Here is a 25570-nt window from a genome sequence, read left to right as displayed (position 1 = left end):
TCCGTGAGGGAGGGGTGTTTAGAACGTCTGCCAGCCGCCGTCGACGTAGACCATTTCGCCCGTAATGTAGTTGGCCTCATCGGTTGCCAAGAAGAGAACGGTCGATGCGATATCCTCGGGGTACCCGGGGCGACCAAGCGGAATAGGTTTTGCTAGATCGCCAGCTTCGACCGACTCCTCTTTTTGTTCGGCACCGGAGCCGAATTCGGTTGCGATGTGGCCTGGGGCAACTGCGTTCACCCGAACGTCGTCATCAGCCAACTCCAGCGCGGCACCGCGAGTAATCATCTTGATCGCACCTTTCGTTGAGTCGTACGGTATCTGGTCCGTTTGAGCGTGCGTCGAACTAATCGATGCGGTATTGATTATAACTCCTCCAGTACCGCGGGCACGCATATCGTCCGCTGCCGCCTGACACCCGAAGAAGACGCCGCCGGCGTTGATACCGTGAATCCGGTCGAAGGTCTCCTTGTCAATCGAAGACAGGTCACCGCGCGTGAACCATCCGGCGTTGTTCACCATTACATCGACACCACCGTGTTCCCGAGCGGTCGAAACTGCCTCGGCGAGCGCTTCGGGGTCTGAAACGTCTGTTTCAACGTACACGGCCGAGCCACCGTTATCGCGAATCAGTTCATGCGTCGGCCGGTCGGCGTCTACGTCCTTCGGATTGGGGTCAATATCGGCGTTGACGACCGTAGCCCCTGCGTCTCCAAACGAGCATGCAATCTCGCGACCGATTCCGGAGCTGCCGCCTGTGACGATGACAGTCTCGTCGGTGAAATTGAAATTAACGCGTCCCATGACCCAATGCTGCTATTCTGTACCAATAAATGTTTCGTGAACTGGCACCGGACACCTCGCAAATGGTTCATCCGTGCGTAACAGCTATATGCCTCCATGCAATCAATTCGCATGCATGACGAGTAAGCAAGAGCAGTCGCCAGCGGCTGCTGCTATCCCGAGCGCCGTCCGGAACTACATCGACGGCGAGTGGGTTGCAGCCGAGGGCGATGACGTACAGCCAGTCGTTAATCCAGCAACGGGCGAAACACTGGTCGACATCACGTATTCAAACACGGAAACGGTCGACGAGACCGTCGAAAAGGCCGCAGACGCCTTCGATGATTGGCGCGCGACCTCCCCTGTCAAGCGTGTTCAGTATCTGTTCGACCTGAAGCAGGAACTCGAAGACCGCCAAGAAGACATCGCGCAGGCACTCACCCGCGAACACGGCAAGACGCTGGCCGAAGCGCGTGGCGAGATCCGTCGCGGTATCGAGAACGTCGAAGTCGCCGCCGGCATCCCGAACATGCTCCGCGAGGGCAGCGGGAATGTCGAAGGCATCGCCACCAATATGGACGAACACGCGGTCCGCCAACCCCTCGGCGTCTTCACCGCTATCACGCCGTTTAATTTCCCGGCGATGATTCCGCTTTGGTTCCTCCCATACGCTGTCGCCACGGGCAACTCGTTCATCCTCAAGCCAAGCGAAAAGGTGCCACTCAGTTCGCAGCTCATCTTCGAAGCCATCGACGCGGTCAACTTCCCCGACGGTGTTGTCAACCTCGTCAACGGTGGTGCTGACACGGTCAACGCGCTGCTCGAGCACGACGACATCGCCGGCGTGTCCTTCGTCGGCAGTACGCCCGTCGCACAGTACATCTACGAAACGGCTGCCAAACACGGCAAGCGCGTCCAAGCCCAAGGAGGGGCAAAGAACTACGCGGTGGCTACCGACTCCGCCGAACTCGACCAAGCCGTTCCGAATATCATCGGCTCAGCCTACGGGAACGCCGGCCAGCGTTGTCTCGCCAACGACGTTCTCGTCGGTGTCGGTGACGTCTACGACGACCTCCGTGCCGAGGTACTTGACGCCATCGACGACCTGACAGTCGGAAACGGCCTCGACGAAGAGACTGATGTCGGGCCGCTCATCACGGGCGAATCCGCCGACCGTGTCCTCGAGATGATCGACGATGCCATCGATGAGGGTGCGGAACTTGTCGTCGACGGCCGCGACTTCGAGCATCCCGATTACCCCGAAGGCTACTTCCTTGGGCCGACGCTCCTTGAAGGCGTCACCACGGATATGGACATCGCCCAGACCGAGATTTTTGGCCCGGTGATGTGTCTGGCTGAAGCTGACGATCTCGACGAGGCTATCGAGATGGTCAACAGCACCGAGTACGGGAACGCGTCGTCGCTGTACACGGAACGCGGCAACGAGGCACGGAAATACCGCTACGAGGTTGACGCGGGGAATATTGGGATCAACGTCGGCGTCTGCGCGCCGCTTGGCTTTTTCCACTTTGGCGGTCGCAAGGGCTCGTTCTTCGGCGATCTCCACGCTCAAGGCGAGGACGCGGTGAACTTCTACACCGACAAGACCATCGAGATCCAGCGCTGGTACAGCTAAGACTCCGAGAGACAGGCGCCCCGATAGACGAATCCACTCCGGGATGGATTTGTCTGCGCTGTGAACCAACCAAACTCCCGACGATACTCTTTACCGGAGACCATGACTGTTGGCAAGTGCCGACTGAATGCCTGCTGTTTCAATCACGTACCGTTCGGAAACAGAGAGCGTGCTCAGAAAATAGAGAGCAAACAATCAGTCGGTCGAAGTATGTCTGTTCAGAGAAAACTGACGCTGTTCAAAAGCGTGCGATGGACGTCCGAGTCGCTCAGTCGTTCAGCGTCAGAGAGTTCTCGAGCGATGCGTTGTATCGGTCCACCGCGTCGTTGATGCCACCCATCAGCAGGGAAACGTCTTTTCCGGCAATGAGGAAATCGAATCCCTGTTCGACGCGGTCCGGGATTTCATCAGCGTTGACCGCCAGCGTGCCGACGGGAACGTCCGCCTCTTTGCCCGCTTCAATGACGGCATTGAGCGCGTCGACGAACTCTGGAGAGTCCCATTCCGCGAAGTGACCCAGTGCGCCCGAGAGGTCTGCCGGGCCGACGAACAACGCATCGATACCCTCGACCTCTGCGATTTCTTTCGCGTTTTCGAGGCCGAGCTCGGTTTCAATCTGCGCGACCGTCAAGATGGAGCCGTTTGCGGTCGTGACGTACTCCTCGAAGTTTCGGCCGTATCGCGTTGCACGACTCCCCGCAATACCGCGGATACCATCTGGTGGGTACCGGATCGCGCGAACGAGTTCACGCGCTTCCTCGGGGGTGTCGATCATCGGAACCATGACACCAGCCATACCGATATCGACGGCGCGTTTCAGTCGAACTGGGTCGTTCCACGGGACGCGTACGATGGCGTCGGTCGCGCCGGGAGCGGCGTCGACCGCTCGGACCATACTCTCGATAGTCTCGAGATCCATTGTCGTGTGTTCCATATCGAGGAGCACGAAGTCGATGTCGAGTTGCGCTGCTGCTTCTGCGATCGTCGGGTGACCCACGGAGATCCACGTTCCGAACGGGTGTTCCCGCGATTCAATCGATTGTTTGATGTTCATGGTTGGTACCGGGACGCGTCTGCGAACAGCACGTATGCGCTGCTTCACAGACGACTAGTATGTTACAGCAGAGCATACGGAAGTACAAAAAACTGCGGGTGATATGGCTCCAACACCTCACCCATATTCGGTAGTGATGGCACTTCATCTGAACCCACCAAAACCTATAAAAGGGATAATAGTGAAGAAGCAGATGATGCGACGTGGTATCACTACGTGTGACGCGTCCGTGACTACGCTATCATATCCATCTGGACCGAACCAGTTCGGCATAGCTCACGCACGCGACAATACGTGTCATACCACGGAACTGCACCGACAACAGAACACGAATTTGATTGGCGACTGCTGAATACACAACATGTACGAGGACTTTGCATCCACACTCGCAGCGACGATGTGGGCCGACTTCGATAAGACCCCGCGCCGCGCGGGCGGCCCTGAGGCAGAGATTACCGACCTCAACACGGTGGTTATCGACGGGAACTTCCCGTGGACTATCGTCACCGTTGAGACGAACGAGGGCGTCACCGGTATCGGCGAGGCTTATCCCTCCCCCGGCGTCCACGAAGTCATAACCGATTACCTCCGTCCGGTTCTGGTCGGAGAAAACCCGACCGACGTCGAGCGGTTGTACTACCTCATGCGAGAGAGCCTCTCGGGACGGGGATCTCAGGAGGGAATCGGTACGATAGCTATCAGTGGCGTCGAAATCGCGCTATGGGACGTCGCTGGGAAACTCCTCGACCAACCGGTCTATCAACTCCTCGGCGGGAAGATGCGGGAGGAGGTCACCGTGTACGCCGACTGCCACGCCGGCGAGGCGATGGTATCGTCCGCCGATGAGGGCCAAGAAGAATCGACGTACGAACCTGAAGCCTACGCGCAAGCAGCGCGAGCGGCCGTCGATGACGGCTTCGACGTCGTCAAATTCGACCTCGACGTGCCCTCGGGCCGGGAGTTCGACACGCTGTCGCGACACTTCGACCCACCGGAGATAGAACACAAACAGCGGGTCGTCGAGGCCGTCACCGAGGAGATCGGCGACGACGCCGAGGTCGCGGTCGACCTCCATTGGAACTTCAGTCTCGAGACGGCGGAACGCCTCTGTCGCGCGCTCGAACCGTACGACCTCGCGTGGATCGAAGACCCGCTTCCTCCGGAGAATACCGACGCAATGCGCGAACTCAAGCGCCGGTCCAACACGACTATCCTCACCGGAGAGAACCGCTACGGTCGCCACGGCTTCCGTGACCTCATCGAGGAACAGGCTGTCGATTTCCTCGCACCGGACGTCCCCAAAACCGGCGGTATCGCCGAAACGAAGAAGGTCGCGGACATGGCAGAGGCGTACTACCAATCACTCATCCCGCACAACATCGGCAGCCCAGTCGCGACGGCCGCAACCGCCCATGTTGGTGCGACGGTTCCTAATTTCGTCGCACTCGAGTATCACGCACGCGAAGTCCCATGGTGGGAAGACCTCCTCGTCCGTGAGGACGACTTCATCCAGAACGGTCGCATTCAGATCCCCGACGGACCGGGACTGGGTATCGAGCTCGACTGGGACGTCGTCGAAGAACACCGGAAAAAGTAGCAGCTACCGGCCTCCCTTCGATAATAGTCTCTCATGAGCAAGTTAGTATGCAGTACCACATACAGATGGATAGCTCCTAGATTGTTGATCCGAGCCAACGAGACGAAGCGATGAGCATCATCGAACTGAGCGCCGGCCTCGCACTACTCGCATCTATCTGTTCTGGACTGCAGGCGCTCGCGGTCGAGTACGGTCTCTCGAACGGTGAGTTCGACGAGGACCGATCCCCGGCACTCACAGCCGCAGTCGTTAGCGTCGCCGTTGGTGTCACCGTCTTCTGGGCGCTTTTATTTTTTCGAGACGTCTCGCTCCGAGATGCCACGGTCGTGAAACTGCTACCGTTCGCGCTCGCGGGCCTCGCCAACCCGGCCGCCTTTCGCCTGCTCTACTTCCAGAGCATCGACCGCATCGGCGCGCGTATCTCAGCTGCGGTCGTAAGCGCGAACCCCGCGGTCGCCGCACTACTGGCGGTTCCCGTCCTCGGCGAATCGCTCACGCTCGGGAGCGGTATTGGACTTCTCTGTATTGTCGGGGGCGGCGGGCTCTTGCACGTAACCGGTGCGACGGGAGCGGAAACGACTGACATCATCGCCGATGAACTGTCGGCCCTCAATGGACGTGACCTGCTTGCACCCCTCGCTGCCATGGGGCTGCTCGCCGGGTCGTTCGTCCTCGTGAAAACCGGGCTTGAGAACTACTCGAAACCGCTGGTTGCGACTGCCGTTGGGCAGACCGCCGCGCTCGTCGCGTTTGGTATGCTGTTCGTCGCGTCAGGAACCTCTCGTCATCGCGTGCGCATCCGTGATTCGACCGCACTCCTCGCGTTCACGCTCGCAGGTGCATTCGTTGCCGCGAACTGGCTCGCGTGGTTCACGGCGCTCCAACTTGGGTCGGTCGTTACCGTCGCGCCACTGTCGAATCTCTACCCGCTCGTTGTCGTTATCCTCTCGTACGCCATCGCCAGGCAGCTGCCGAGGTCTCCCCGCGTCATCGTGGCTATCGGGAGTATCGTCGCGGGAGCGACCCTGATGCAGGTCACGTGATCTCCACACCAGGTACTACTGATGGATCACGTTCGATGAAAAACGGGTTGTCGAGTGGTGGTTAGTGCGGTTACCAGCGCATCCACGATGGATCTTCACACCGGTGGGTCCGCTCGACTGCGTCGATACGCTCGATGTCTTCGGCGTCGAGCGTGAGGTCGAGCGCGGTGTAGTTGTCCGCGAGGTGGTCGGCCGAGCTCGTGCGGGGTATCGCCGCGACGTCGTCTTTCGAGAGGAGCCACGCAAGACTTACGACCGCCTCCGAGACGCCGTGTTTGGCAGCCACGTCGCAGACGGCATCCACGTCGAACACTTCGCCCTGCGCGAGGGGAGAGTACGCAACTAACTGCGTCTCGGTGTCGGCAAGGTAAGACCGGAGTTCCGACTGTTGAAGCAGTGGATGCATCTCCACCTGATTGGCGGCTATCGGAACGTCCACCACATCCCGCGCGAGTTCCAGATCGTCGATGGTGTAGTTACTGACGCCAAGGTGTGAGACGATGCCCTCTTCGACGTAGGATTCGAGAACCGGGAGGACAGTCTCGATGTCGTCCTGGTTGCGAGGCCAATGGTGGTACAGGAGGTCGATGCGGTCGACGTCAAGCCGTTCGAAGCTCTCTTCGACAGCCGTTTGGACATATTCAGTCGTCTTTTCGGGCTCTTCGAAATGAGCGACTTTCGTCGCCACGAAGAGGTTCTCACGGTCGATGTCGGCGGCCGCGATGGCGTTTCCGACCTCTCCCTCGTTACCGTAGAGACGAGCCGTGTCGACGTGTCTGTAGCCCGTGTCGAAAGCCGTAGCGACAGTCTTAGTTCCCGACTCACCCGTGAGCGTGTACGTTCCGAGTCCGAGCTGTGTTCGGTGGTCGAACATACCTTGGGCTTCATCGGTCACGTGTAAAATTGTGGCGCTTGTTCCACCCGACTGGGACGACGCCAGTTCGGAGCCAATAGCTCCAAATCTTTATGCGAAGTGCTACCGAGTGTTTGAGCATGCACGGAACCAACAGCGGCCGTGATAGTAGCAAACACCCGATGCTGACGACGGAGCCAGGGCCCCATCGCCGAGACGAACGCGATGAAGTCGCTCCGGATGCGTTCGAGGGGTGCAACCGACGATGACCTTAGATATCGGGTTCCTCGGCTACCGCTTCATGGGGAAAGCACACGCGAACGCGCTCGCGCGCTTGCCGATGTTCTTCCCGGACACGCCGGAGACGAACCGATCGGTCCTCATCGGTCGCAACGAGTCTGAACTCAGCGAAGCAGCGGCTCGTCTCGGGTTCGACCGTATCGAGACAGACTGGCGTGAGGCGCTCGACGAGGTGGACGTGTTCTACAACCTCGGCCCAAATCACATCCACGCCGAGCCGACCATCGCGGCTCTCGAATCGAACGTCCACGTGATGTGCGAAAAGCCGCTCGCGCCCGAGATCGAGACGGCTCGGCGGATGCAGGACGCAGCGCGCGAGAGTGATGCAGTCGCGGCTACTGGGTTCAACTATCGATACCTCCCGGCGCTCCAGTTGGCAAAGCGACTCATCGACGCCGGCGAACTCGGGCAGATTTACCGATTCAAGGGACGCTGTCTCCAGGACTGGTTGAGCAACCCCGAAGCGGCCTGGAACTGGCGCTGCGACGCGAGCACGTCGGGGACAGGCGTCCTCGGCGACGTGGGATCCCACACCATCGACCTCGCACGGTGGCTCGTCGGCGACATTGAGAGCCTCTCGGGATCACTGACAACCCAGATCACAGAGCGGCCGGATGGCGACGAGATGCGACCAGTCACCACGGACGACGAGTATTCCGCGCTCGTCACGTTCGAGTCCGGTGCCGAAGGTGTCCTCGAAGGGTCCCGAATCGCAACCGGACGGGAAGCGGACAACTCGGTCGAGATCTACGGGTCAAAGGGGGCGCTCAAGTTCACGCTTCGTCGCCTCAACGAGCTCCAAGTCAAGGGAGTCAACGACAGAGGCTACCAGCAGATACTCGTTACCGACCCAGAAGACCCATACCTCGACGCGTGGTGGCCTTCTGGCCACGGACTCGGCTGGGAACACACGTTCGTCCACGAAAACTACGAGTTCCTGACGGCCATCAACGACGGAGAGCAGTATCGACCCAACTTCGACGACGGTGTCGAGGTCCAGCGAGTTGTTGAGGCTATCAGAGACAGCGACCGACGCGGAGAGCGCGTTTCGCTGAACGAATGAGAGGAGAAATCAAACCATGAGAGCAGCACGCTTCTACACGAGCGGAGACATCCGGGTCGAAACAGTCGAGCCTTCACCCGTCAGAGACACAGATGTTCGAATCGAGATCGCAGCCTGTGGAATCTGTGGGTCGGACCTCATCGAGTATCAACAAGGCCCCGAACACACGCCGACCGAGCCGAACAGCCGAACGGGTGCGAGCATCCCGGTTCCACTAGGTCACGAGTTCAGCGGGACGATTACGGAGGTAGGAGCCGACGTCGACCGAATCTCTGTGGGCGACCGTGTTACCGTCAACCCGAACATTCCGTGCCGAGAGTGTCGCTACTGTGAGGACGGACGGTACAACGTCTGCCCGAACGTCGTCGCGGTCGGCTTCCAACTGGGCGAGGGCGGCTTCGCCGAGAGCGCGGTCGTCCCGGCGGCGCAGGTCCACCGGTTGCCGGACGGCGTCTCTCTCGAAGCGGGCGCGCTAGTCGAGCCATTCGCGGTCGGTCTGCACGCGGTCCGTCGCTCGGGGCTGCAAGCGGGCGATACGGTGGCGGTGTTCGGCTGTGGGCCGATTGGATTGACCGCAGTTCAGGCAGCTGCTACTGCCGGCGCAAAGCAGGTGCTCGTGTCAGAGCCGAACGATGTCCGCCGAAACACGGCGCGGAACTTCGGCGCAGACAGCTGTATCGACCCGAGCGAGGAAGACGCCGTCGAGGCCATTCGAGACGCGACGGATGGCGGGGCCGATGTCGCCTTCGAGTTCGCGGGCGTCGAACCGACGTTCAACGCCGCCATCAACTGTACACGTCGAGGCGGGACCGTCACCGTCGGCAGTATGAGTCGCGGCAAGGTATCGACCGACCTCAATGACATCGTCACGGCTGAGCGAACGGTCGTCGGGACGTACTGTTACGGCTTTCCGCCACAGGCGACGCGAACCGAGTTTGATGCCGTTATCGGGTCGCTCAAGGCGGAGGAGATTGACGTCGACGCGTACATCACCGACCGAATCGGCCTCGACGAGATCACGGCGTCGGGATTCGAGAGGCTACTAGAACCGGAGACGGATCACGTGAAAATCGTCGTGAAGCCGACGTAGTCGTCTCGTTTCGGGAACTCAGAGTTCGGTGACCGAGCGGAGGTGGTCGATGTTCTCCTTGGCGTGAACCAGCGGGTGTTCACGCTGATTTTCGATCTCGATGGTCGTGTGACCCTCGTATCCGACCGAGTTGAGGGTATCGTACACCTCTCCGAAGTCAATGACCCCCTTGCCGAGGTCAGTGAAGGCCCAGATGTAGTTAATGATGCTGTCGTAGTCTTTCTTTCCGGCGGTGAGGTTATCGACGTGCGTCTGGAACTCGGCAGGTGGGTCGATGTCCTTGAGGTGGACGTACGCGATATCATCGGCGAATCGCTCGATTCCCTCCTGTACGTCGCCGTACGCGTAGTAGTGCGCCGTGTCGAACAGAAGTTCGAGGTTGTCGGGGCCGTCGTCAAGCCAGCGTCGAATCTCCGACGGTTGTTCGACGTGTGCTCCCGCATGGTGGTGAACGACGGGAGTCACGCCAGCGTCGGAAGCGGCCTCGGCGATGGCGTCGAGCCAGTCGGCGAACGTCTCGTCGTCGACGACGCCCCGCGGTGGAGGTAGGATTCCAAGGAAGTTCGCCCCCAAATCAGCGGCAAGCGGTGCGGCGTCAACAGCCGCCTGCAGGTCATCTTCGGTGTTTAACCAGCCAGCCATGATGCAGTACAGGTCGAGGTCGTACTCGTCGAGCAGTTCGGCGAACTGCTCGCGACCGATCGCGTTTACTTTTCCGAGGCCGATTTCGACCCCATCGTACCGGCAGGCTGCGAAGTCGCCGATACCTCTCGATACTACCGCTTCGGAGTCGTACATGATTGTTGCGTATCCAACGCCCATACATGAATCACGTCACACGCGGTGGACATAATGGTACCGAACAGCACGGCTGCTCTTGGACGTCGGTTCGTCGAAGCGTCGAAGAATTGCGGGGCCGAAGCTTGGGGATGTCTCAGTACGTTCCGACGAGCTCTTTATCTTGATACGATCGGAAGAGGTCCGAGAGGAGTTCGACATCTCGTTTCGCTTCGCGCGGTCCGGTCAGGACCTCAGCCTCACCAGCGATGCAGTCGAGGAAGTACGCCAACTCGCGCTTGAAGCTCTCGTCGAACGAGGGCGTGTGTTCGGTCGCCGTCAACTCGTCGGTGCCGCGTTCGACACGTACTTTCGAGGGCGTGTTCTTGATGAATGCGTTCGAGAACGAAATCGAGAGGGACGCCTCTGGAGTATCGACGCGAATCCTCTCGTCGTACCACTTGCGATCGGTTGCCCCGGACTGTAGCGTACATCGGCGACCGTCTTCGTACTGGACCTGTGCAGTCAGGTACTTCCAGTTGTTGAAAACGTCGACGTGGTCGATGGATTTCACGTCGCCGAACAGCCCACGGAGTGCGTTCACGTCGTGGCAGATGCTTTCAAGATGGTAGCCGTAGGCGTACGCGAGTGTCTCGTCTTCGGTGTCGATTGCCGCGTGCAACTGCGCTGAGCGGTTTTCGCCGCTCGCTTCGAGGAACTCCTCGCTGAGATCCGCTGCGACGTTGTCGTACACGTCGGCGATGACGCCGCCGACGTCCGGTGGGATGACCGTGTTCGTGATGAGGTCGATTTCGTCTTCGTCCTCAACGAGTTCCGCGAAGCGCTGGTAGCTGGGGTCGTAGCGCTTCATGTAGCCGACCATACAGACGGCATCCGTCGCTTCCGCCGCCTCGACGACATCGGCGGCGTCCGACGCCGTCACGGCAACCGGCTTTTCGACGAAGGTGTTGAGGTCCGCTTCGAGGGCAGTGATGGCGGTCTCGGCGTGGGTGTGCATCGGCGTTGCGATGACGACACCGTCGAGTTCGTCGGCTTGCTCCTCGATGAGCGTTGTGCTGTCCTCGTAGCGGTGGGGGATGTTGTATCTGTCGCCGAGTTCTTCGACAACGTTTCGTCCCGGATCGGCGATGGCGTGAACGTCGGCATCCGGCAACTCCACGAGATACGGGAGATGCATTATCTGTGCGATATTGCCTGCACCTATGAGTCCAATACGCATACGTTAATGATTCATCAGTCGGGAAGTTATAGTTTACTCCAGAGGACAATCGTTGCGGAAGTACTCAGTCCGCGTAGCGGACTGTGGAGGCACTTCTTCGACGAGACTGCGACGGTAGGCCAGAAAACGCGCGACCGTTCACCCCACGATATCGTGCCAGTAGTCGTAGTTTCGTTTCGCGTGCAGGAGCGTGTCCTCGGTCTTGTTTTCTATCTCGATGGTGATGTGACCGTCGTAGCCGATGTCCTCAAGTGCATCATGTACGCCCTGAAAGTCGATTGCGCCCTTGCCGAGGTCGGTAAAGGCGTTGTAATAAAGGAAAATCGTATCGAGATGCCGCTCACCGCGGGTCAACGCCTCGACGTGCGACTCGAAGTTATCGCCGGGAGCGACATCCTTGAGGTGAACGTATTCGATGTCGTCTGCGAACCGTTCGATGCCGTCGGTCACATCCCCATCTGGGTAGTGTTCACCGTAGGGGTAGTGGTGAGCAGTGTCCCACAGGAGGCCAAGATTATCGGGTGCCCGGTCGAGCCACGTCTCGATTTCGTCGGGGTGTTCGATGGCGGTCGCGCCGTGATGGTGGATTACGGGCGTGACGCCGGCGTCAGCCGCAGCGTCGCACACCTGTTCGAGGTACCGCTGGAGTTCGTCGTCGGTCGTCGTCCCACGGTGTGGGGGAAGGATGCCGACATACGGTGCGCCGAGTTCAGCGACGGTTTCCGCTCCAGCAGCGATGCGGTTTGCAGCGGCTTCGGATTCAAGCCACTCACCCATTGCACAGTAGAGGTCAAGGTCGTACTCCTCAAGTTTCTCGCTGAACTGGTCCTGTCCGACCGCATCGATTTCTCCGAGGCTCGTCTCGACGCCGTTGTATCGGCAGGCTTCGAACTCCGAAAGCCCCTCAAACAGCGATTCCTCATCATACATGATTGTGGTGTAACCGATTCCCATACAAGAGACATCAGCATAGACCGTGATATAAATTTTGGTGAACGAGAAGCAAAAACAGACTATCGACGAACGGATAGCTACCCTACAGTGAATTCTGATGGATGTTCTACTGCTGAATCGCGCCGGTCATGTGGCCGACGAGTTCTTCGCGATCGATGGTTCCGTCGTTCTCCAACTCGGCCACAAGACTCCCGGAGCGAAGAACTGCAACGCGGTCGGCTACGTCAAAGACTTCCTGCAAGTTGTGGGTGATAAATATGACTGTCTTCCCGGAGTCTTGAAGCTCCTCGATGAGGTCGAGAATCTTCTGGGAACCCTCGACGGACACCTCTGCCGTCGGCTCGTCGAGGATGACGATCCGTGGGTCGGAGATGAGCGCACGTGCGACCGCAATTGCCTGCTGTTGTCCGCCGGAGAGTTCCTCGGTAATTGCATTCGGATCGATTTCGAATCCGATTTCGTCCAGCGCCTCGATGGATCGGTTCTCCATATACTTGCGATCGATTCCTCGGAAGAGTCTCCCAGCGACACCACCTTTCAGCGGTTCGCGGCCCATGAAAACGTTCGAGGCGACGTCATGCTGAAAGGACAGCGACATGTCCTGGAAGACGGTCTCAATGCCAGCGCGCTTCGCCATCGCCGGCGAGTCGAGGACGATCTGTTCAAGGTCGTCCGACTCCTCGTCACGCATGAAGAACTCTCCTGACGTTGCTGGGATGACGCCCGAGAGCAACTTGATAAACGTGGACTTCCCGGCACCGTTGTCTCCGACGATAGAGAGAACCTCGTTTTCCTTGATCGAGAGGCTAACATCTTCAAGCGCGACGACTCCACCGTAGTGTTTCGAGATGTTCCGAACTGAAAGGATGGTTTCGTCGTCTGCCGCTGGTTCGCTGACGACGTTCTGGGCACTGTTAACTGCGGTTTTATCGACCTTAGACATATGCAATTGGTTATCATCCATCACTATAAATGTAGCGGGAACGCCCCCGTGAAGTGTGGACTGAACACCGCGTTGTTTCAGTATCGTCAACCAGTGGACCCCAATCCCCATGGCGTAGTGGAGTGGTCGGAAGCGTGGTCACTAGTCTGTGGCAATGACACCGCGAAAAAGCAGGGGTCCGAAACGCTACTCGTCTAGCTGACTGCAGCGAGCTGCGTTATCGTGTAGACGGCGACGAGCCCCCAGAGAACGACGGTCGCTCCGACGGCCAAGGCTGCGTCTCGACCATTGATTTCGTGAAGTACCTGCGTCGAAGCGTAGAGCAGGTAGAGTATCGGGAGGGCGATAATCGCCACCGCCCCGAGGATGACCGGCAGCACGAAGTTCCATCCCATGAGCAGGACCGGAACGAACAGCAACACCGCTGGGGCGAAACTGTAGATAACGCCCTGTAGTGTCGTGTCGAAATCGCGACGCGTCCCGATGACCTTCAGCGATGCGTGCAGGAAGACGCCCGTGAGCAAGAGCAGTCCCGCTGTTATCATAAGCGCCATCAGCGGTAGCGTCCCGATTGAGGCCACCCCTGGAGTCACGATGATGAACGAAAAGTCCCAGCCGAATATGGCGTCGACAGCACCCATCACGACGAGGGTAACGACGGCCCAGATGAGTGCTCCAACCGCTGCGAAGATGAGCGGTTCGTCGATGCCCTGCACATCGCTTCTGACGTACTCGAAGAACGACCGAGTGTCCGTAGCAATCGAACGAAGCGGAGAGAAGTACTCCTCGGTGAAGTACTCGATACGTAGATCGCGGCTCAGGACCTCGATGAGCACGGCGGCGATGATGAAGATGCCCGTGAATACCTGGAAGAGCCGAACACCCAGTCCGGCGAGGACGAGGATATTCTGTGTCAGCGCGAAGACCAACGCACCGAGGAACGTCCCGGGCATTGAGCCCTTGCCACCGAATAGATTGGTTCCACCGATGACGACGCTCGCGATGACGATGAGTTCGACACCCGAACCTGTCGAAGGCGAGACTGCCTGAGTAAACGCGAGTTGGCCCATACCGGCGAACGCAGCCAAGAGCGCGACCAGCATGAAATTAATAATCTTCACGTGGTCGGTCTTGATACCAGTACGGCGAGCACTCTCTTGGTTACCGCCGGTGAACATCGACCGGTACCCGAAAGCGGTCTTGTTGAGAACGTAGTAGCCCAAGATGAGGAAGACGACCGTCCAGACGATCTGCAGAGGGAACCGGTCGACGAGCCCCGAATTGAGCCCTAAGTCGACGACACCACCGATAGCGAACAACAACGTCGGGTAAATGTCATCAGGTATCGTCGCCGTCTGCCCTCGTAGAATCACGAGGTTGACACCGCGAAGCAGCGTCAGCGTCCCGATGGTAACGATAAGCGACGGGAGCCCCAGTTTGGTTATCATAAGGCCCTGGAACAACCCGTACAGGGCTGCAAAGAGCAACACGAGCAATACGACGAAAACGATCGGGTACCCGCCCGTGTACAGTGTCGCAACGAGTGCGCCACAGACAGCCATTAGCGAGCCGACCGACAGGTCGAACTCGCCTGAGACCATCAGCATCGTCATCCCGTAGCCAATAATCGCCGTGATAGCTGTGTTTCGAACGATTCCTAAGAGGTTGTCGATACTCAGGAATACGTCCGATCGGATGAAGCTACCCAATACGACGAGGACGAATACCGCGAGTATCGCCCCGACCTCCCGACTCTGGAACAGTCTAGCCGTGAGTCCGGGTCCACTATCTCTTGTTACCGAAGCATCTACCTCCGACATATGATAGCCATTGCCGTCATCAATTATAAATCATTGGTATTCTGCGAGTGTTGGAACGACTTGGCAGAATAAAACAAAGTAATTAGAATCGAACGTCGAAGGCGGATACTAGCGGTACGCCGTCGAGGTTCGGTGCGGTTATGAGGCAGTTCGTGGAGGTTGAATGGCACTCACACCGAGTAGTTCTTATCCTGCCAACTCTGGAGCGCACCCCAAGAACCGGAGCGACGCGTAGCGAAGTCAATGTTTGACTGGTCGATGACAGAGATTCCGGTGTTGAAGTCTTTCATTGGGATACCGCGGTCCATGTACTGCCACATCATCTGCACTGGCATGTTCCCCTGACTGTAGGGGTCCTGCCCGGCAGTGAACTCGACGGAACCGTTCTTGATCCCCTCGAGCGTCGGGCCTGGAAGGTCGAACCCACCAACGACCATCTCGTCTTCGAGTCCGTTGTTCTCGACGAGACGCCGACCCGCGATAGCGCCCTGCAATGCCGTCCCGAGGATGAGGTTGATTTCCGGGTTGGACTTGTACTTCGTATCCACCCGATTGATCGCCTGTGCCTGATCCCCGCTCACGTTGAGCGTGTCCAGAACGGTCACGTCACCCTGTGCTTCGAGTGCCATCCTGATACCCTCCGCTCGGGCCGACAGCGCGGGATGGTCGGGTGCCGAAGTCGTCGGGAGTGCGACGATATCAGTGTCGTCACCGACCTTCTCCTTGACGCGCTCGTAGCCGGTCAGCCCAACTGCGACACCGGCTTCGACGAATTTCTGGCCGACATACGGAATGACGGTTCCAAACCGGTCCATCATCTCGTTGAACTCGCCGGCGTAGACGTTCGTGTTGAACGAAGCAACCGGAATATCGTTGTCAAGCGCGTTCTGTATTGGCCGTGTGTACTGGTCTCGGTTCAGGACGCTCGTCGCTATCGCGTCTCGGCCGTTTCGTAGCCGTGAGATAGTTGTGTTGAGCGTCTCGACCTGCTGTGCCGGATCATGGCTCGCCGGTCCAATAAACTCGCCTTTCCAGCCGACATGGTTGAGTCCATCGTTCATCCCAACGATGATCCCCGTCATGAACTCATCGACGACGTGGGTGACAAACACCATCTCCCGTTGTTCTTGTGTTGGGTTCGAGAGATCCATCGAGTCCGCCGTTGGCGGCGGTGTAAGCGGAACTCGTAGGGCCGACGGAAGCTCGTCCGAATTGCCCCCAGTATCTCCGTTACTCTGTGATTGTGTGGTCGTAGTAGTAGTCTCCTGATCGCTTGAACGAAGTCCACTACACCCGGCAAGCCCCGACAGCCCACCAACCAACCCCGCTGCGCTCAGTTGCTTCATCAACTGGCGCCGCGAAACCCCAAGCTCTATCGAGATGACACCATCCTCATCGGAAGGATTGTTACCTGCTGTCATACACCACCCAATTTCGAGAACTAGAATATAAATGTTGTTTTTGAGAGATTACATGAATTAGCCCATGGCGATAGTACTGTATCATACTAAGTAGACCAAAGCTAGTCCGTCAGTCGCGAACAAGATCGGGGGATTTACTGATAATTTACGTGGTGAGTGCGTATATCGTACCGATAACCGCCATATTCAGGTAGTTTGGTTTGCGAGTCGCGAACGATACCTGAGAGAGATAACGGACTTATCGCTGTCATGGGAAGATTGTTCATCTGAGGCTGGTTTGAACCGCGACTCTACACAAACGCCGACCTAGGGGGTGTAATGACCAATAGACAGGCGAAGCACGAAATCAATGAGAAGGGGACCGACGGACGGCCGAAGCACGGCCACTCGTTAGTCGTGCTGAACGTACGTCGTCGGACATGGCGCATTAAGCAGAACTTGCTGTGCGCGATCTCCGAACAGAGCCTTCCCGGCAGGGGACCGGCTAGTTCCCCCAATGAATATTCTGTCGACGTTGAGTTCGCGAGCAACGCGGACGATTTCGGTGGAAGGGTCGCCGATGACACCACGGATTTCGTACTCAATGTCCTTTTCGTCGAGCTTGTGCGCAGGCGTCCGAATGCTCTCGTAGCGTGATGCGAGTTCGTCCGGCTGAAGTCCGCCGGATCTCGGCTCGAAATCCATCTGTTCAAGTAGTTTGTTGTACTCCTCGCGCGGAAAGACGTGAAGGAGGTATACTGTGGCCTGCCATGGAGCTGCGATACTGAGCGCCTCGTCAAGTAAATTGTCCGTGTGGTCGCGGTCGTTTGGTCCAACAGCGATCAGGACTCGGTCGATTGCCATACAGTAGTATTCTATGTTCCCATGTATATCGTTTTGGTTGTGGGTGGTCCAAAAACAAAAAACGTGATTAGACCCCCCAACACCGTTCGGATTCGATTAGTCAAGCGACGCGAACTACCTCGTCCCTCGCTCTTGGAGTGATCCCTGGTCCTGAGCTGGTATTTCAAAGAACTTGTATAGCGGAACGTCCAAGTAGAGCGTATGACGGAGCAAATCGTCATTCTTGGAGCTGGCTATGCAGGTACGGGTGCGGTCAAGAGCCTCGAATCGGCTGTGCGCGGAGACGTCGAAATCACGTGGGTCTCCGATACCGACTACCACCTCGTTCTCCACGAGTCCCATCGATGCATCCGCGACCCGAGCGTCCGAGAGAAGATTACGATTCCGGTCCACGACATTAAGCAGCCCAGCACGACTTTTGTCCAGGACGAAGTCGTCGGCCTCGACACTAATAACCGAGTTGTTACCTTGGCTGAAGGAGACGATCTCGCGTACGATTACCTCCTTATCGCCCTCGGCTCGCAGACTGCGTTCTTCGGAATCGACGGGCTTGCGGAGCACGCGCTTACGCTGAAAAGCCTAGATGACGCGCTTGAGATACACGAAGAGATTCGACAAGCAGCTCAAAATGCCTCGGAGGCGGACCCTGCGAAGGTCATTGTCGGCGGTGCAGGTCTCTCTGGGATACAGACGGCAGGTGAGATCGCAGAACTCCGAGACGAGTACACCATGCCGCTCAAGATCCACCTCGTAGAGGGGCTCGACGAGGTGTTACCTAATAGCGATCCCGAACTGCAACGTGCGCTTCGGAGTCGTCTCGAAGCCCGAGACATCGACATCCTGTGCGGTGAGTTCATCGGGAACGTCGACGAAGAGGTTGTCTATGTCGGAGATCATACCGAACTCGACTACGATGTGCTCGTCTGGACCGGCGGTATCACCGGTCGAGATGCAATGCACGATGTTGGAATCGCGAAGGACGACCGAAGCCACAGGGTCCGCGCTAAGCAAACCTTCCAGACAGAAGACGAACGCGTGTTTGCGATCGGCGATTCCGCACTCATCGACCAGACGGAAGATCAGCTCGCACCACCAACCGCACAGGCTGCGTGGCAGGCCGCTGAAGTGGCCGGTTCGAACCTCGCACGGGCAATCCGGGAGCAACCATTGGAGACGTGGACCCATGAGGATAAGGGAACGGTCGTCTCCGTGGGGGAACGGGCAGTCGCACACGGAGTGAAGGGAGCACCGATGAACACGTTTAGCGGCGTGCCCGCCAAGGTGTTGAAGAAGTTCATTGCTGCTCGCTGGATTGCTGGGGTTGCAGGTGTCCCCGCCGCCATTAGAGCGTGGCCGGATATGTAACCGGGTCGCTTAGTGGAGGAAACAAGCGGAAGATCGAAGCCGACCTGATAGCGCAGTTAGGGAACAGAGCTCGCGGGCTCTGTTGAATCCCTCAACGTTAACATTGAGGAGAGTCGCCCTTCCCAGAGTTTCCGCGGATACTACTTGGAAACACTTCTCATCAAATCGCTAGACTTGAAGTGTGTTTCAACAGAACCAGATAGTTCTATTTTGGCCGCTGTAGCTGCTGGGTGGATGGTGGACCGTCTCAAAAAACAACAACTATTCTAGCCGCACGGTCGGGTTCCACCGAGAGTGGATGTGGCACGGCTGGTGTCGTCCCGTCGGTGGAACCCGCGTCAGCACGGTGGTTACCGAGCGGTGACTGACCAGTAGTGAGCTGTGCTGACACCGCTGGGGAATTGGTGGGACTGGGACATCGTACCTTACCCCAAAAGATTGTAATGCGTTATTCATTATAATTCTACCGATCTCCGTGATTATAGCCAGGCAGCGAAGTTGATACCGACATATGTTCGTGTAGTGCAAACGACTTGAATATTACAGTTCTAGTCTTGTAATCTATTCTCAGAACGTTCGTATTCGGTCGTCTAGCAGCTAACTGCACCGTTCACTAAGATAATAGAACGAAGAGTCCGTTCGTACCAGACAAACAACTGGGCCGAAGCAATATCAGAGGCTTGGGCTTTCTGCCGGCCCAAGCATCAATGGCTATTCACATATCGACCTTGCTTTATCGGCGATTCACCACGCCTACCGCATGAAACATCCGACAAAAGTTGGAGCGTAGATGGCAACCAATGCAGGATAGTAACAGCTGTACAGCAGCTATCTGATCGAAAAATTCACCATGGGTTTTTATGTAATCTGTCGGTGAGTATTTAACGATCCAACTAATTCCGTTTTGTATGCGAGTCTATCGCAGAGATGTCCAGCAGGATATCCGTGAGCTAGGAGCATTACTGGGTAATGTAATCACTACTCAAGAATCGAACGACGCGTTTGAGACAGTGGAAACGCTACGACAGAGTTCCATCGATAACAGAGAAAACACGAGGGAGTGGAGCGCTGTCTCGGGGATTGTTGAAGACGTCGGAGAGGAAGACACCTTGGTCGTCGCACGCGCGTTCACAAACTATTTTGAGCTGATAAACCTCTGTGAGGAGCGCGAGCGAATCCGTGCACTCCGCGAGCAGGTCCAAGCGGGAATGCTCGATGATGGTCTTGAAGAGATGGCAGCCGCACTGACAACGGTTGATAAGGAAGTGGCACAACAGGTTCTGGATGACGTTCTCATCCTGCCGACGTTTACCGCCCATCCAACGGAGGCCCGACGAAATACCGTGAAAGCGAAGTTGCGGTCGATCGCTTCTCACCTCGAACAACTCGACGAACAGTTGTTGACTGACAAAGAGCAGGCCCAGATCGAGCAGGCGATTCGTGCGGAAGTCACGAGCCTCTGGCAGTCTCACCAGACACGTGATCGACCGCCAGAGCCACTCGATGAGGCGAAGAACGTCCAGTGGTATCTCGAAAATGTCCTCTTCGATGTTGTCAGCACACTATACGCTGAGCTGGAAGCGGCGCTTAGTGAACAAGCTGAAGATATCGAGATTTCAAAGATACTCGAATTCAGATCGTGGGCTGGGAGCGATCGGGACGGCAATCCGTACGTGACACCCGAAGTGACGACACAGACACTCGCCCGACATCGGACCGTCGTCATCAACCACTATCGAGATCAGCTCAAGGAACTCTCGAATGTTTTGAGTCAAGATAGCCGAGAGATCTCTCTGAGCGACGGGGTCAAAGCTGCGCTTGAGACCGACCGCGAACAGCTCCCGTCAGTTGCGGCAGAGGCTGAGGACAAGTACCCGAAGCAACCATATAGGCAGATGCTTGAACTGATGCGTGAGCGCCTCACGCGAGTCCAAGACCCGCGGACGGGTGGGTACACTGACGCCGACAGTTTCCAAGCGGACCTCAAGCGACTCGACGCTGATCTTCGTGCTAACGAGGCACACCTCATCGCCGACACCCACGTCAAACCACTTGTTCGAACAGTCAACACATTCGGATTCACGCTGGCAAGCCTGGACCTCCGTGATCACCGGGAGAAACACACTGCGACACTTACCGAAGTGTTTGACAGACAAGGCGTCGACTACGACGGGATGACCGAAGATGAGCGCGTGAGGTTCCTTACACATGCGATTAAGAGCGACGAGTCACTCCTCGATTTGTCGGATACTACGGGTCTAAGTGAAACCGCTGAGCGGATTCTCACTAGGTTCGACGCGCTATCCGACTGGCAACGAGAATATGGTGTCGACGCTATCGATACATACTGTATCAGTATGTGCGAAGAACCCAGTCACGTCTTGGAAGTGCTGTTTCTCGCTAGCGAGGCAGGAGTGACTGATCTCCCCGACTATTCGGGGCTCGATATTGTGCCGTTGCTGGAAACGGAGTCTGCACTGTCAGGTGCCCGGCGAATTATGGGGACGCTTTTTGAGAACGAAGCGTACTCTGACGTGCTGGCTGCACGCGATGACGTCCAAGAGATCATGCTGGGGTATTCGGACTCGAACAAGGAAAACGGGTACCTCGGGGCACGGTGGTCGCTCTACCGGAATCAGAAGCGACTGGCCACGATCTGCGACGACTTCGGAGTGGAGATGCGCCTCTTCCATGGTCGTGGCGGGTCGATATCTCGTGGCGGTGGTCCGATGAATGATGCCATGCTCGCGCTCCCGAACGAGACCGTTACAGGGCAAATCAAATTCACTGAACAGGGGGAAGCTATCGCTGAAAAGTATGCAGAGCCGACTATCGCTGAACGCGAACTTGAGCAGATGGTCAATGCACAGGTTCGCTCCCGGCTAAACGCTATCGACCAGCCGGTTGAACCCGTTGAAGAGGAATGGATAACCGCGATGGAAACCGCGGCCAATGCTGCTCGAACGGCGTACCGGGACCTCCTTTCGGCAGATGGGTTTGTGCAGTACTTCGAACAAGCAACACCAATTTCGGTCATCGAAGACCTCAATCTCGGGTCGCGGCCAGCGTCCCGGTCCGGCGAACGTACTGTCGAGGATCTGCGCGCCATCCCATGGGTGTTCTCGTGGACACAGTCACGGTGTATCCTCCCAGGGTGGTACTCGCTGGCGACCGGACTCAACGCGTATCTCAACGATGAGGGTGATATTGAGACCCTCCAAGAGATGTACGAACAGTGGCCCTTCTTTAGGACGCTGCTCGACAACGCCGCTTTGGCATTGGCTCGGACGGACATGGACATCGCAGCTCAGTACGCCCAGTTAGCGAATCCGGAGCTCCAAGAGCGCTTCTTTGGGGAAATCAGTCACGAGTATGAGGCTGCAGTTGACATTGTGAAGAACATCACCGGTGAAGAATCGTTACTCGGTGGTGGGTGGCTCCAAGAGAGCCTCAACCGACGGAATCCCTACGTTGACCCGCTAAACCTATTACAAATTCGGCTCCTCAGTCAGGCTGATCGCTCCGAACTCGAAGAACGGGCCCTTCGCGTATCGGTGAAGGGGATCGCTGCAGGGATGAAAAATACTGGATGAAGACAGTAAACACACTGCTACAGTAACCAGTGGCTATTTTTCACAACCGGGATTGAGAGTATAATAGAGTGTATCGACGAGACCTCTGTTGAGGAGTATACGATACTCTGAAGCCGTCTTGGGCGCGATCTAACGCATTGCGGACGTCAGCCGGGTCAGACCCACTACTCATCGTTCCCACCCTCCTCAAGGAGGAGATTCTCGACGGTCTCAAACTTGCTGGTCGTGTAGATTGGAATGCCAGAGATGACAATCTCCCGAATGTCGTCCGTGTACGTGGGGATAGCTTGGACTGCTTCGACGTCGATATCGTAGGCGTATCTGTCTCCGTTGAACTCAGCGTCTTCTAAGTCTCGGGCGACAGCGTTCGCCTCTCGCTGATTTGCGGCACGATTCCCCTGGGTGAGTACCCAGAGGTCAAGGTCGCTACGTCGGTCCGCATCTCCACGGGCAACACTTCCGTAGAGGATGACGCCTACAACGCCGTCGAGACGGTTGGTAAGTTCGTCGACGGCGGCTTTTGCAGGCTCTTGGTACTCCGGTTGAGGGATTCGGAGGAGCGGGTCGTCTGGAACGGAGAGCCGCGTCCGGTTGATTTGGACGAGCCGTTGATTGCTCTTTGGTGACTCGACTACTAGCCCATTGTCGACGAGGGTGTTGACGGCCCTCCGAACCGTCTGTTGGGAGTGGTCGATCTGCTCAGCGACTTTGCGGAGCGAGAACTGATTGAATCGGTGGTTGGTTAAAAAGAGCAAGATATCGTTCGTCGCCTTACTTTTGAACAATTCTGGGTTCTGAGCTGGTATCGAGAGAGATATCGAGATACCGTGTGTGTCATCTAATTCCGTCTGATGGCTCATATGCCACACTACGGCTCACTATTATAAAAATTTTATACGTATATTTGAGATCACTTAAGTAGGTGTGGGGAGGGGTTCCCCCGGAATGTGGATTAACCTATGAAATTGGCGTCAAGGAGATCCGATTCGCTAGAACTGGAGGTGGAGTATCCCACTCATCGAGAGCAAGGATTACGATAATCGACTCAGAGTGGGTAAGCAAGCTGTTCTCGACAAAGGAGGGGCTCGCGAGTCCGTGATGTAGTAATTGGCGAACAGCATATCCAGACCGTCTACATCAAGGGCTTGATCAGGTCCACCTCATCCCTCGGAAGCATCGAACTCATCTCCCGAGGTGGCTTGCCACAATCTCGACACCGCACCAGTTTCTGTATAGCGTTATATGATATATTTTTGGGCAGGTCTTCAGTACCCGTATTTTACTAATTTTCGTTGTGTATGCTCCACTCCCGCATAAGCCGAAGTATTAACTAGATTGGAGATTGTCGTAGACCAATGAAAATCTCACATTCAGAATCACCCCAACACGCAGCGAGCGGGTTGCTCCCGGGTGAGAAGGCGTGAATCAGCAGTCCGACTCCCAGGGTTTGAGCGTTGAAGAGACAGCTTCAGAGAACGAGACGAGAGAGCGACGGTACAAGTGGTCCCAGATGAGTCTCGACGAACTCGTCGACGTCTACTGGCAAGATATTGCGCCGAAGCGACATCGCGATGGGTTCGACGAGGACCGAGACGTTCCAACCTACGAGTGGCTCACCGATCACGGATACAGTGGTATCGCGTACGCGCTACGCGAGCACCACGACCTCACACCCAAGCAGTTCTTCGTCGACGTCGTCGGCCTCGAAGACGAGGAATCTGTGGGGTGGGAGTGGAACGTCGATGACGAAGATACTGTCAACACTCTAGAAGTGTACCTCAAATCGATACAAACCCGTGGTGGACGGGCAGAGAGTACCGTCGAGACCCACCGCACACGGTTGGCGAAGTGGGTTCGGACGTACCGAGAGTTGCACGAGAACGATGCTTTGCTCGAACCATTGTCTGACCTCAACCAGCAGCCGCGAGAAATCGAACGCTGTCTTGCCGTCCTCGACGTGTTCGACGAGGAACTATCGACTGACCGCTCGAAGCTCGAGTATCTGCACGTCGCCAGAGCGTGGTACGCCTTCGTAAAGCGTCGGAAGTACGCGAAATACAATCCACTCGCCGAGGCTGGTGAAGAGTTCGGCTGGGAAGCCAGCGAACCAGATCCACAGGCTCTCTCGGCGTCGCAAGTGCGTCGAATCTACAGTGAGGTGGATTCGCCCGAAGTAGAGTTGCTCGTCGTTGCGCTCGCTGGGTGGGGGTTACGTCCCTCAGAGGTCGCCGCGCTGCACGTCGACCAGGTGGTCTTGGATGCAGAGGACCCGCATCTGTCGTTCGGTGATGGAGAGCGGAAGAACGGCCCTGGAGAGGTGACGTTACTGTATGGTGTGGATGTCGTCGCTGATCGGATTGATACGCTTTCGGACCGTGAAACGTGGAATGGGTATCTGTTTCCCTCTCGCTCTTCATCCACGGGACACGTCTCAGTCAGCACAATACGTCGTCGATTCAAACAGCTTGCTGACACTGCTGAAGTTGTCGTCGATGGCGAGACACCGACTCCGAAGATGGGTCGGCGGTTCTGGTACTCGGCGTATCAGGAAGCAGTCGGAGACGTTCTGGAGGGACTCGAGGGAGTTGCTGAAGACCAAGGAAGTTCGTCAACGGAGGTCGTTCTTCGTAACTACCTGTCGAGAGAGCAAGAGCGGAAGGCACGGCGAAGAAGGATGTACGAGAAGTTGAAAACGGCACTAGACGTGTGAATTTTATCTTAAGTCATTTGCTCTATACAAATACAATAGATGTTCGGGTCTTCAGATAACGGAGGGTGTTGTTGATGACTGCCTCTATGTGTTGCCTACCATCCGGTGATGATGGGAATTCACAGCAGAGAATATGGGAACAGTGTGCGGAGATGCTACGAGTTGCTATCAACGAACAACTCGCCGGAGAATCTAGTCCAGTGCTTATCGACGCGATTCCAACAACAGGAAAGACTCACGCTGCCGCTAGTGTGGTGGGAGAACTGGACGAACAAGTAATAGTCCTCTCTCATCTGCATGAAACTAGAAACACACTCGAAGAACGGATTGAGTCAGAATCCGTCGTCCGATTACCTTCACTCAAACACGATTGTCCTACTGTCAATGGTGACAATCCCTTTGGTGAAGAACTACTTGATCGGCTGTGTTGAATCGCCATACTGCATTCGAATTCACTGTTTCACGAAGCGTTTGATGTTGTAGAC

The 25570-nt window shown here is 56.9% G+C and carries 19 protein-coding genes; 8 read left to right on the top strand and 11 right to left on the bottom strand.

The window, feature by feature from the left end; all coding sequences use genetic code 11:
• Positions 1-18 precede the first annotated feature (18 nt).
• Complete coding sequence (locus IEV64_RS18055; RefSeq protein ID WP_188424829.1) at positions 19-804, bottom strand: SDR family NAD(P)-dependent oxidoreductase; 786 nt, start codon at positions 802-804, stop codon at positions 19-21.
• Positions 805-919: 115 nt separating this feature from the next.
• On the opposite strand from IEV64_RS18055, the gene IEV64_RS18050 reads away from it, so the two are divergent.
• Positions 920-2419 carry a CoA-acylating methylmalonate-semialdehyde dehydrogenase gene (locus tag IEV64_RS18050; protein WP_188424827.1) on the top strand — a complete coding sequence of 500 codons (1500 nt, stop codon included), beginning with the start codon at positions 920-922 and terminating at the stop codon, positions 2417-2419.
• A gap of 268 nt (positions 2420-2687) precedes the next feature.
• Here the strand turns inward: IEV64_RS18050 and IEV64_RS18045 are convergent, their stop codons facing one another.
• Complete coding sequence (locus IEV64_RS18045; protein ID WP_188424825.1) at positions 2688-3473, bottom strand: HpcH/HpaI aldolase family protein; 786 nt, start codon at positions 3471-3473, stop codon at positions 2688-2690.
• Between the two features lie 361 nt (positions 3474-3834).
• Here IEV64_RS18045 and IEV64_RS18040 point away from each other — a divergent pair, with 361 nt between their 5' ends.
• Both IEV64_RS18040 and IEV64_RS18035 read left to right on the top strand, forming a co-directional pair.
• Positions 3835-5070 carry a mandelate racemase/muconate lactonizing enzyme family protein gene (locus IEV64_RS18040; protein WP_188424823.1) on the top strand — a complete coding sequence of 412 codons (1236 nt, stop codon included), beginning with the start codon at positions 3835-3837 and terminating at the stop codon, positions 5068-5070.
• Between the two features lie 110 nt (positions 5071-5180).
• Positions 5181-6113 carry a DMT family transporter gene (locus tag IEV64_RS18035; protein WP_188424821.1) on the top strand — a complete coding sequence of 311 codons (933 nt, stop codon included), beginning with the start codon at positions 5181-5183 and terminating at the stop codon, positions 6111-6113.
• A 70-nt stretch (positions 6114-6183) separates the two neighbouring features.
• Here IEV64_RS18035 and IEV64_RS18030 read toward each other — a convergent pair whose 3' ends face one another.
• Positions 6184-6987: an aldo/keto reductase gene (locus IEV64_RS18030; protein WP_188424819.1), complete on the bottom strand. Its 804-nt coding sequence runs from the start codon at positions 6985-6987 to the stop codon at positions 6184-6186.
• 244 nt (positions 6988-7231) lie between these two features.
• Here IEV64_RS18030 and IEV64_RS18025 point away from each other — a divergent pair, with 244 nt between their 5' ends.
• Positions 7232-8329, top strand: coding sequence for a Gfo/Idh/MocA family protein (locus IEV64_RS18025; protein ID WP_188424818.1), 1098 nt, complete (start codon positions 7232-7234; stop codon positions 8327-8329).
• Positions 8330-8345: 16 nt separating this feature from the next.
• Positions 8346-9419: a 2,3-butanediol dehydrogenase gene (locus IEV64_RS18020; RefSeq protein WP_188424815.1), complete on the top strand. Its 1074-nt coding sequence runs from the start codon at positions 8346-8348 to the stop codon at positions 9417-9419.
• Positions 9420-9437: 18 nt separating this feature from the next.
• On the opposite strand, the gene IEV64_RS18015 is transcribed toward IEV64_RS18020, so the two are convergent.
• From IEV64_RS18015 to IEV64_RS17985, 7 genes are all read right to left on the bottom strand, one after another.
• Positions 9438-10217 carry a sugar phosphate isomerase/epimerase family protein gene (locus IEV64_RS18015; RefSeq protein WP_229722733.1) on the bottom strand — a complete coding sequence of 260 codons (780 nt, stop codon included), beginning with the start codon at positions 10215-10217 and terminating at the stop codon, positions 9438-9440.
• A 136-nt stretch (positions 10218-10353) separates the two neighbouring features.
• Complete coding sequence (locus IEV64_RS18010; RefSeq protein WP_188424812.1) at positions 10354-11436, bottom strand: Gfo/Idh/MocA family protein; 1083 nt, start codon at positions 11434-11436, stop codon at positions 10354-10356.
• 138 nt (positions 11437-11574) lie between these two features.
• Positions 11575-12390 carry a sugar phosphate isomerase/epimerase family protein gene (locus IEV64_RS18005; RefSeq protein ID WP_188424811.1) on the bottom strand — a complete coding sequence of 272 codons (816 nt, stop codon included), beginning with the start codon at positions 12388-12390 and terminating at the stop codon, positions 11575-11577.
• Positions 12391-12496: 106 nt separating this feature from the next.
• The gene (locus tag IEV64_RS18000) at positions 12497-13333 is read right to left on the bottom strand and encodes an ATP-binding cassette domain-containing protein (RefSeq protein WP_188424810.1); all 837 of its coding nucleotides are present in this window, start codon (positions 13331-13333) and stop codon (positions 12497-12499) included.
• Positions 13334-13527: 194 nt separating this feature from the next.
• On the bottom strand, positions 13528-15153 hold the full coding sequence (locus tag IEV64_RS17995; RefSeq protein WP_188424809.1) for an ABC transporter permease: 1626 nt from the start codon (positions 15151-15153) through the stop codon (positions 13528-13530).
• Between the two features lie 170 nt (positions 15154-15323).
• Entirely contained in the window at positions 15324-16574 is a 1251-nt protein-coding gene (locus IEV64_RS17990) for a substrate-binding domain-containing protein (RefSeq protein WP_188424808.1), read from the bottom strand.
• Positions 16575-16964: 390 nt separating this feature from the next.
• Entirely contained in the window at positions 16965-17417 is a 453-nt protein-coding gene (locus IEV64_RS17985) for a universal stress protein (RefSeq protein WP_188424807.1), read from the bottom strand.
• A 201-nt stretch (positions 17418-17618) separates the two neighbouring features.
• Between IEV64_RS17985 and IEV64_RS17980 the strand changes: the two genes are divergently transcribed.
• Positions 17619-18782, top strand: a complete 1164-nt coding sequence (locus IEV64_RS17980; RefSeq protein ID WP_188424805.1) for an NAD(P)/FAD-dependent oxidoreductase — start codon at positions 17619-17621, stop codon at positions 18780-18782.
• 908 nt (positions 18783-19690) lie between these two features.
• Positions 19691-22375 carry a phosphoenolpyruvate carboxylase gene (ppc, locus tag IEV64_RS17975; protein ID WP_188424803.1) on the top strand — a complete coding sequence of 895 codons (2685 nt, stop codon included), beginning with the start codon at positions 19691-19693 and terminating at the stop codon, positions 22373-22375.
• Between the two features lie 164 nt (positions 22376-22539).
• On the opposite strand, the gene IEV64_RS17970 is transcribed toward ppc, so the two are convergent.
• Positions 22540-23235, bottom strand: a complete 696-nt coding sequence (locus tag IEV64_RS17970) for a nucleotidyltransferase domain-containing protein (RefSeq protein WP_188424801.1) — start codon at positions 23233-23235, stop codon at positions 22540-22542.
• Positions 23236-23885: 650 nt separating this feature from the next.
• Between IEV64_RS17970 and IEV64_RS17965 the strand changes: the two genes are divergently transcribed.
• A complete protein-coding gene (locus IEV64_RS17965; RefSeq protein WP_188424799.1) occupies positions 23886-25085 on the top strand; it encodes a tyrosine-type recombinase/integrase in 1200 nt (399 codons plus the stop codon).
• The last annotated feature ends 485 nt before the right edge of the window (positions 25086-25570 follow it).

This window comes from Haloferax sulfurifontis (assembly GCF_014635105.1).
In the GTDB taxonomy this organism is placed as follows: Archaea; Halobacteriota; Halobacteria; order Halobacteriales; family Haloferacaceae; genus Haloferax; species Haloferax denitrificans.
Note: the sequence above shows the minus strand (reverse complement) of the source record. Positions and strands in the feature narration are given on the sequence as shown.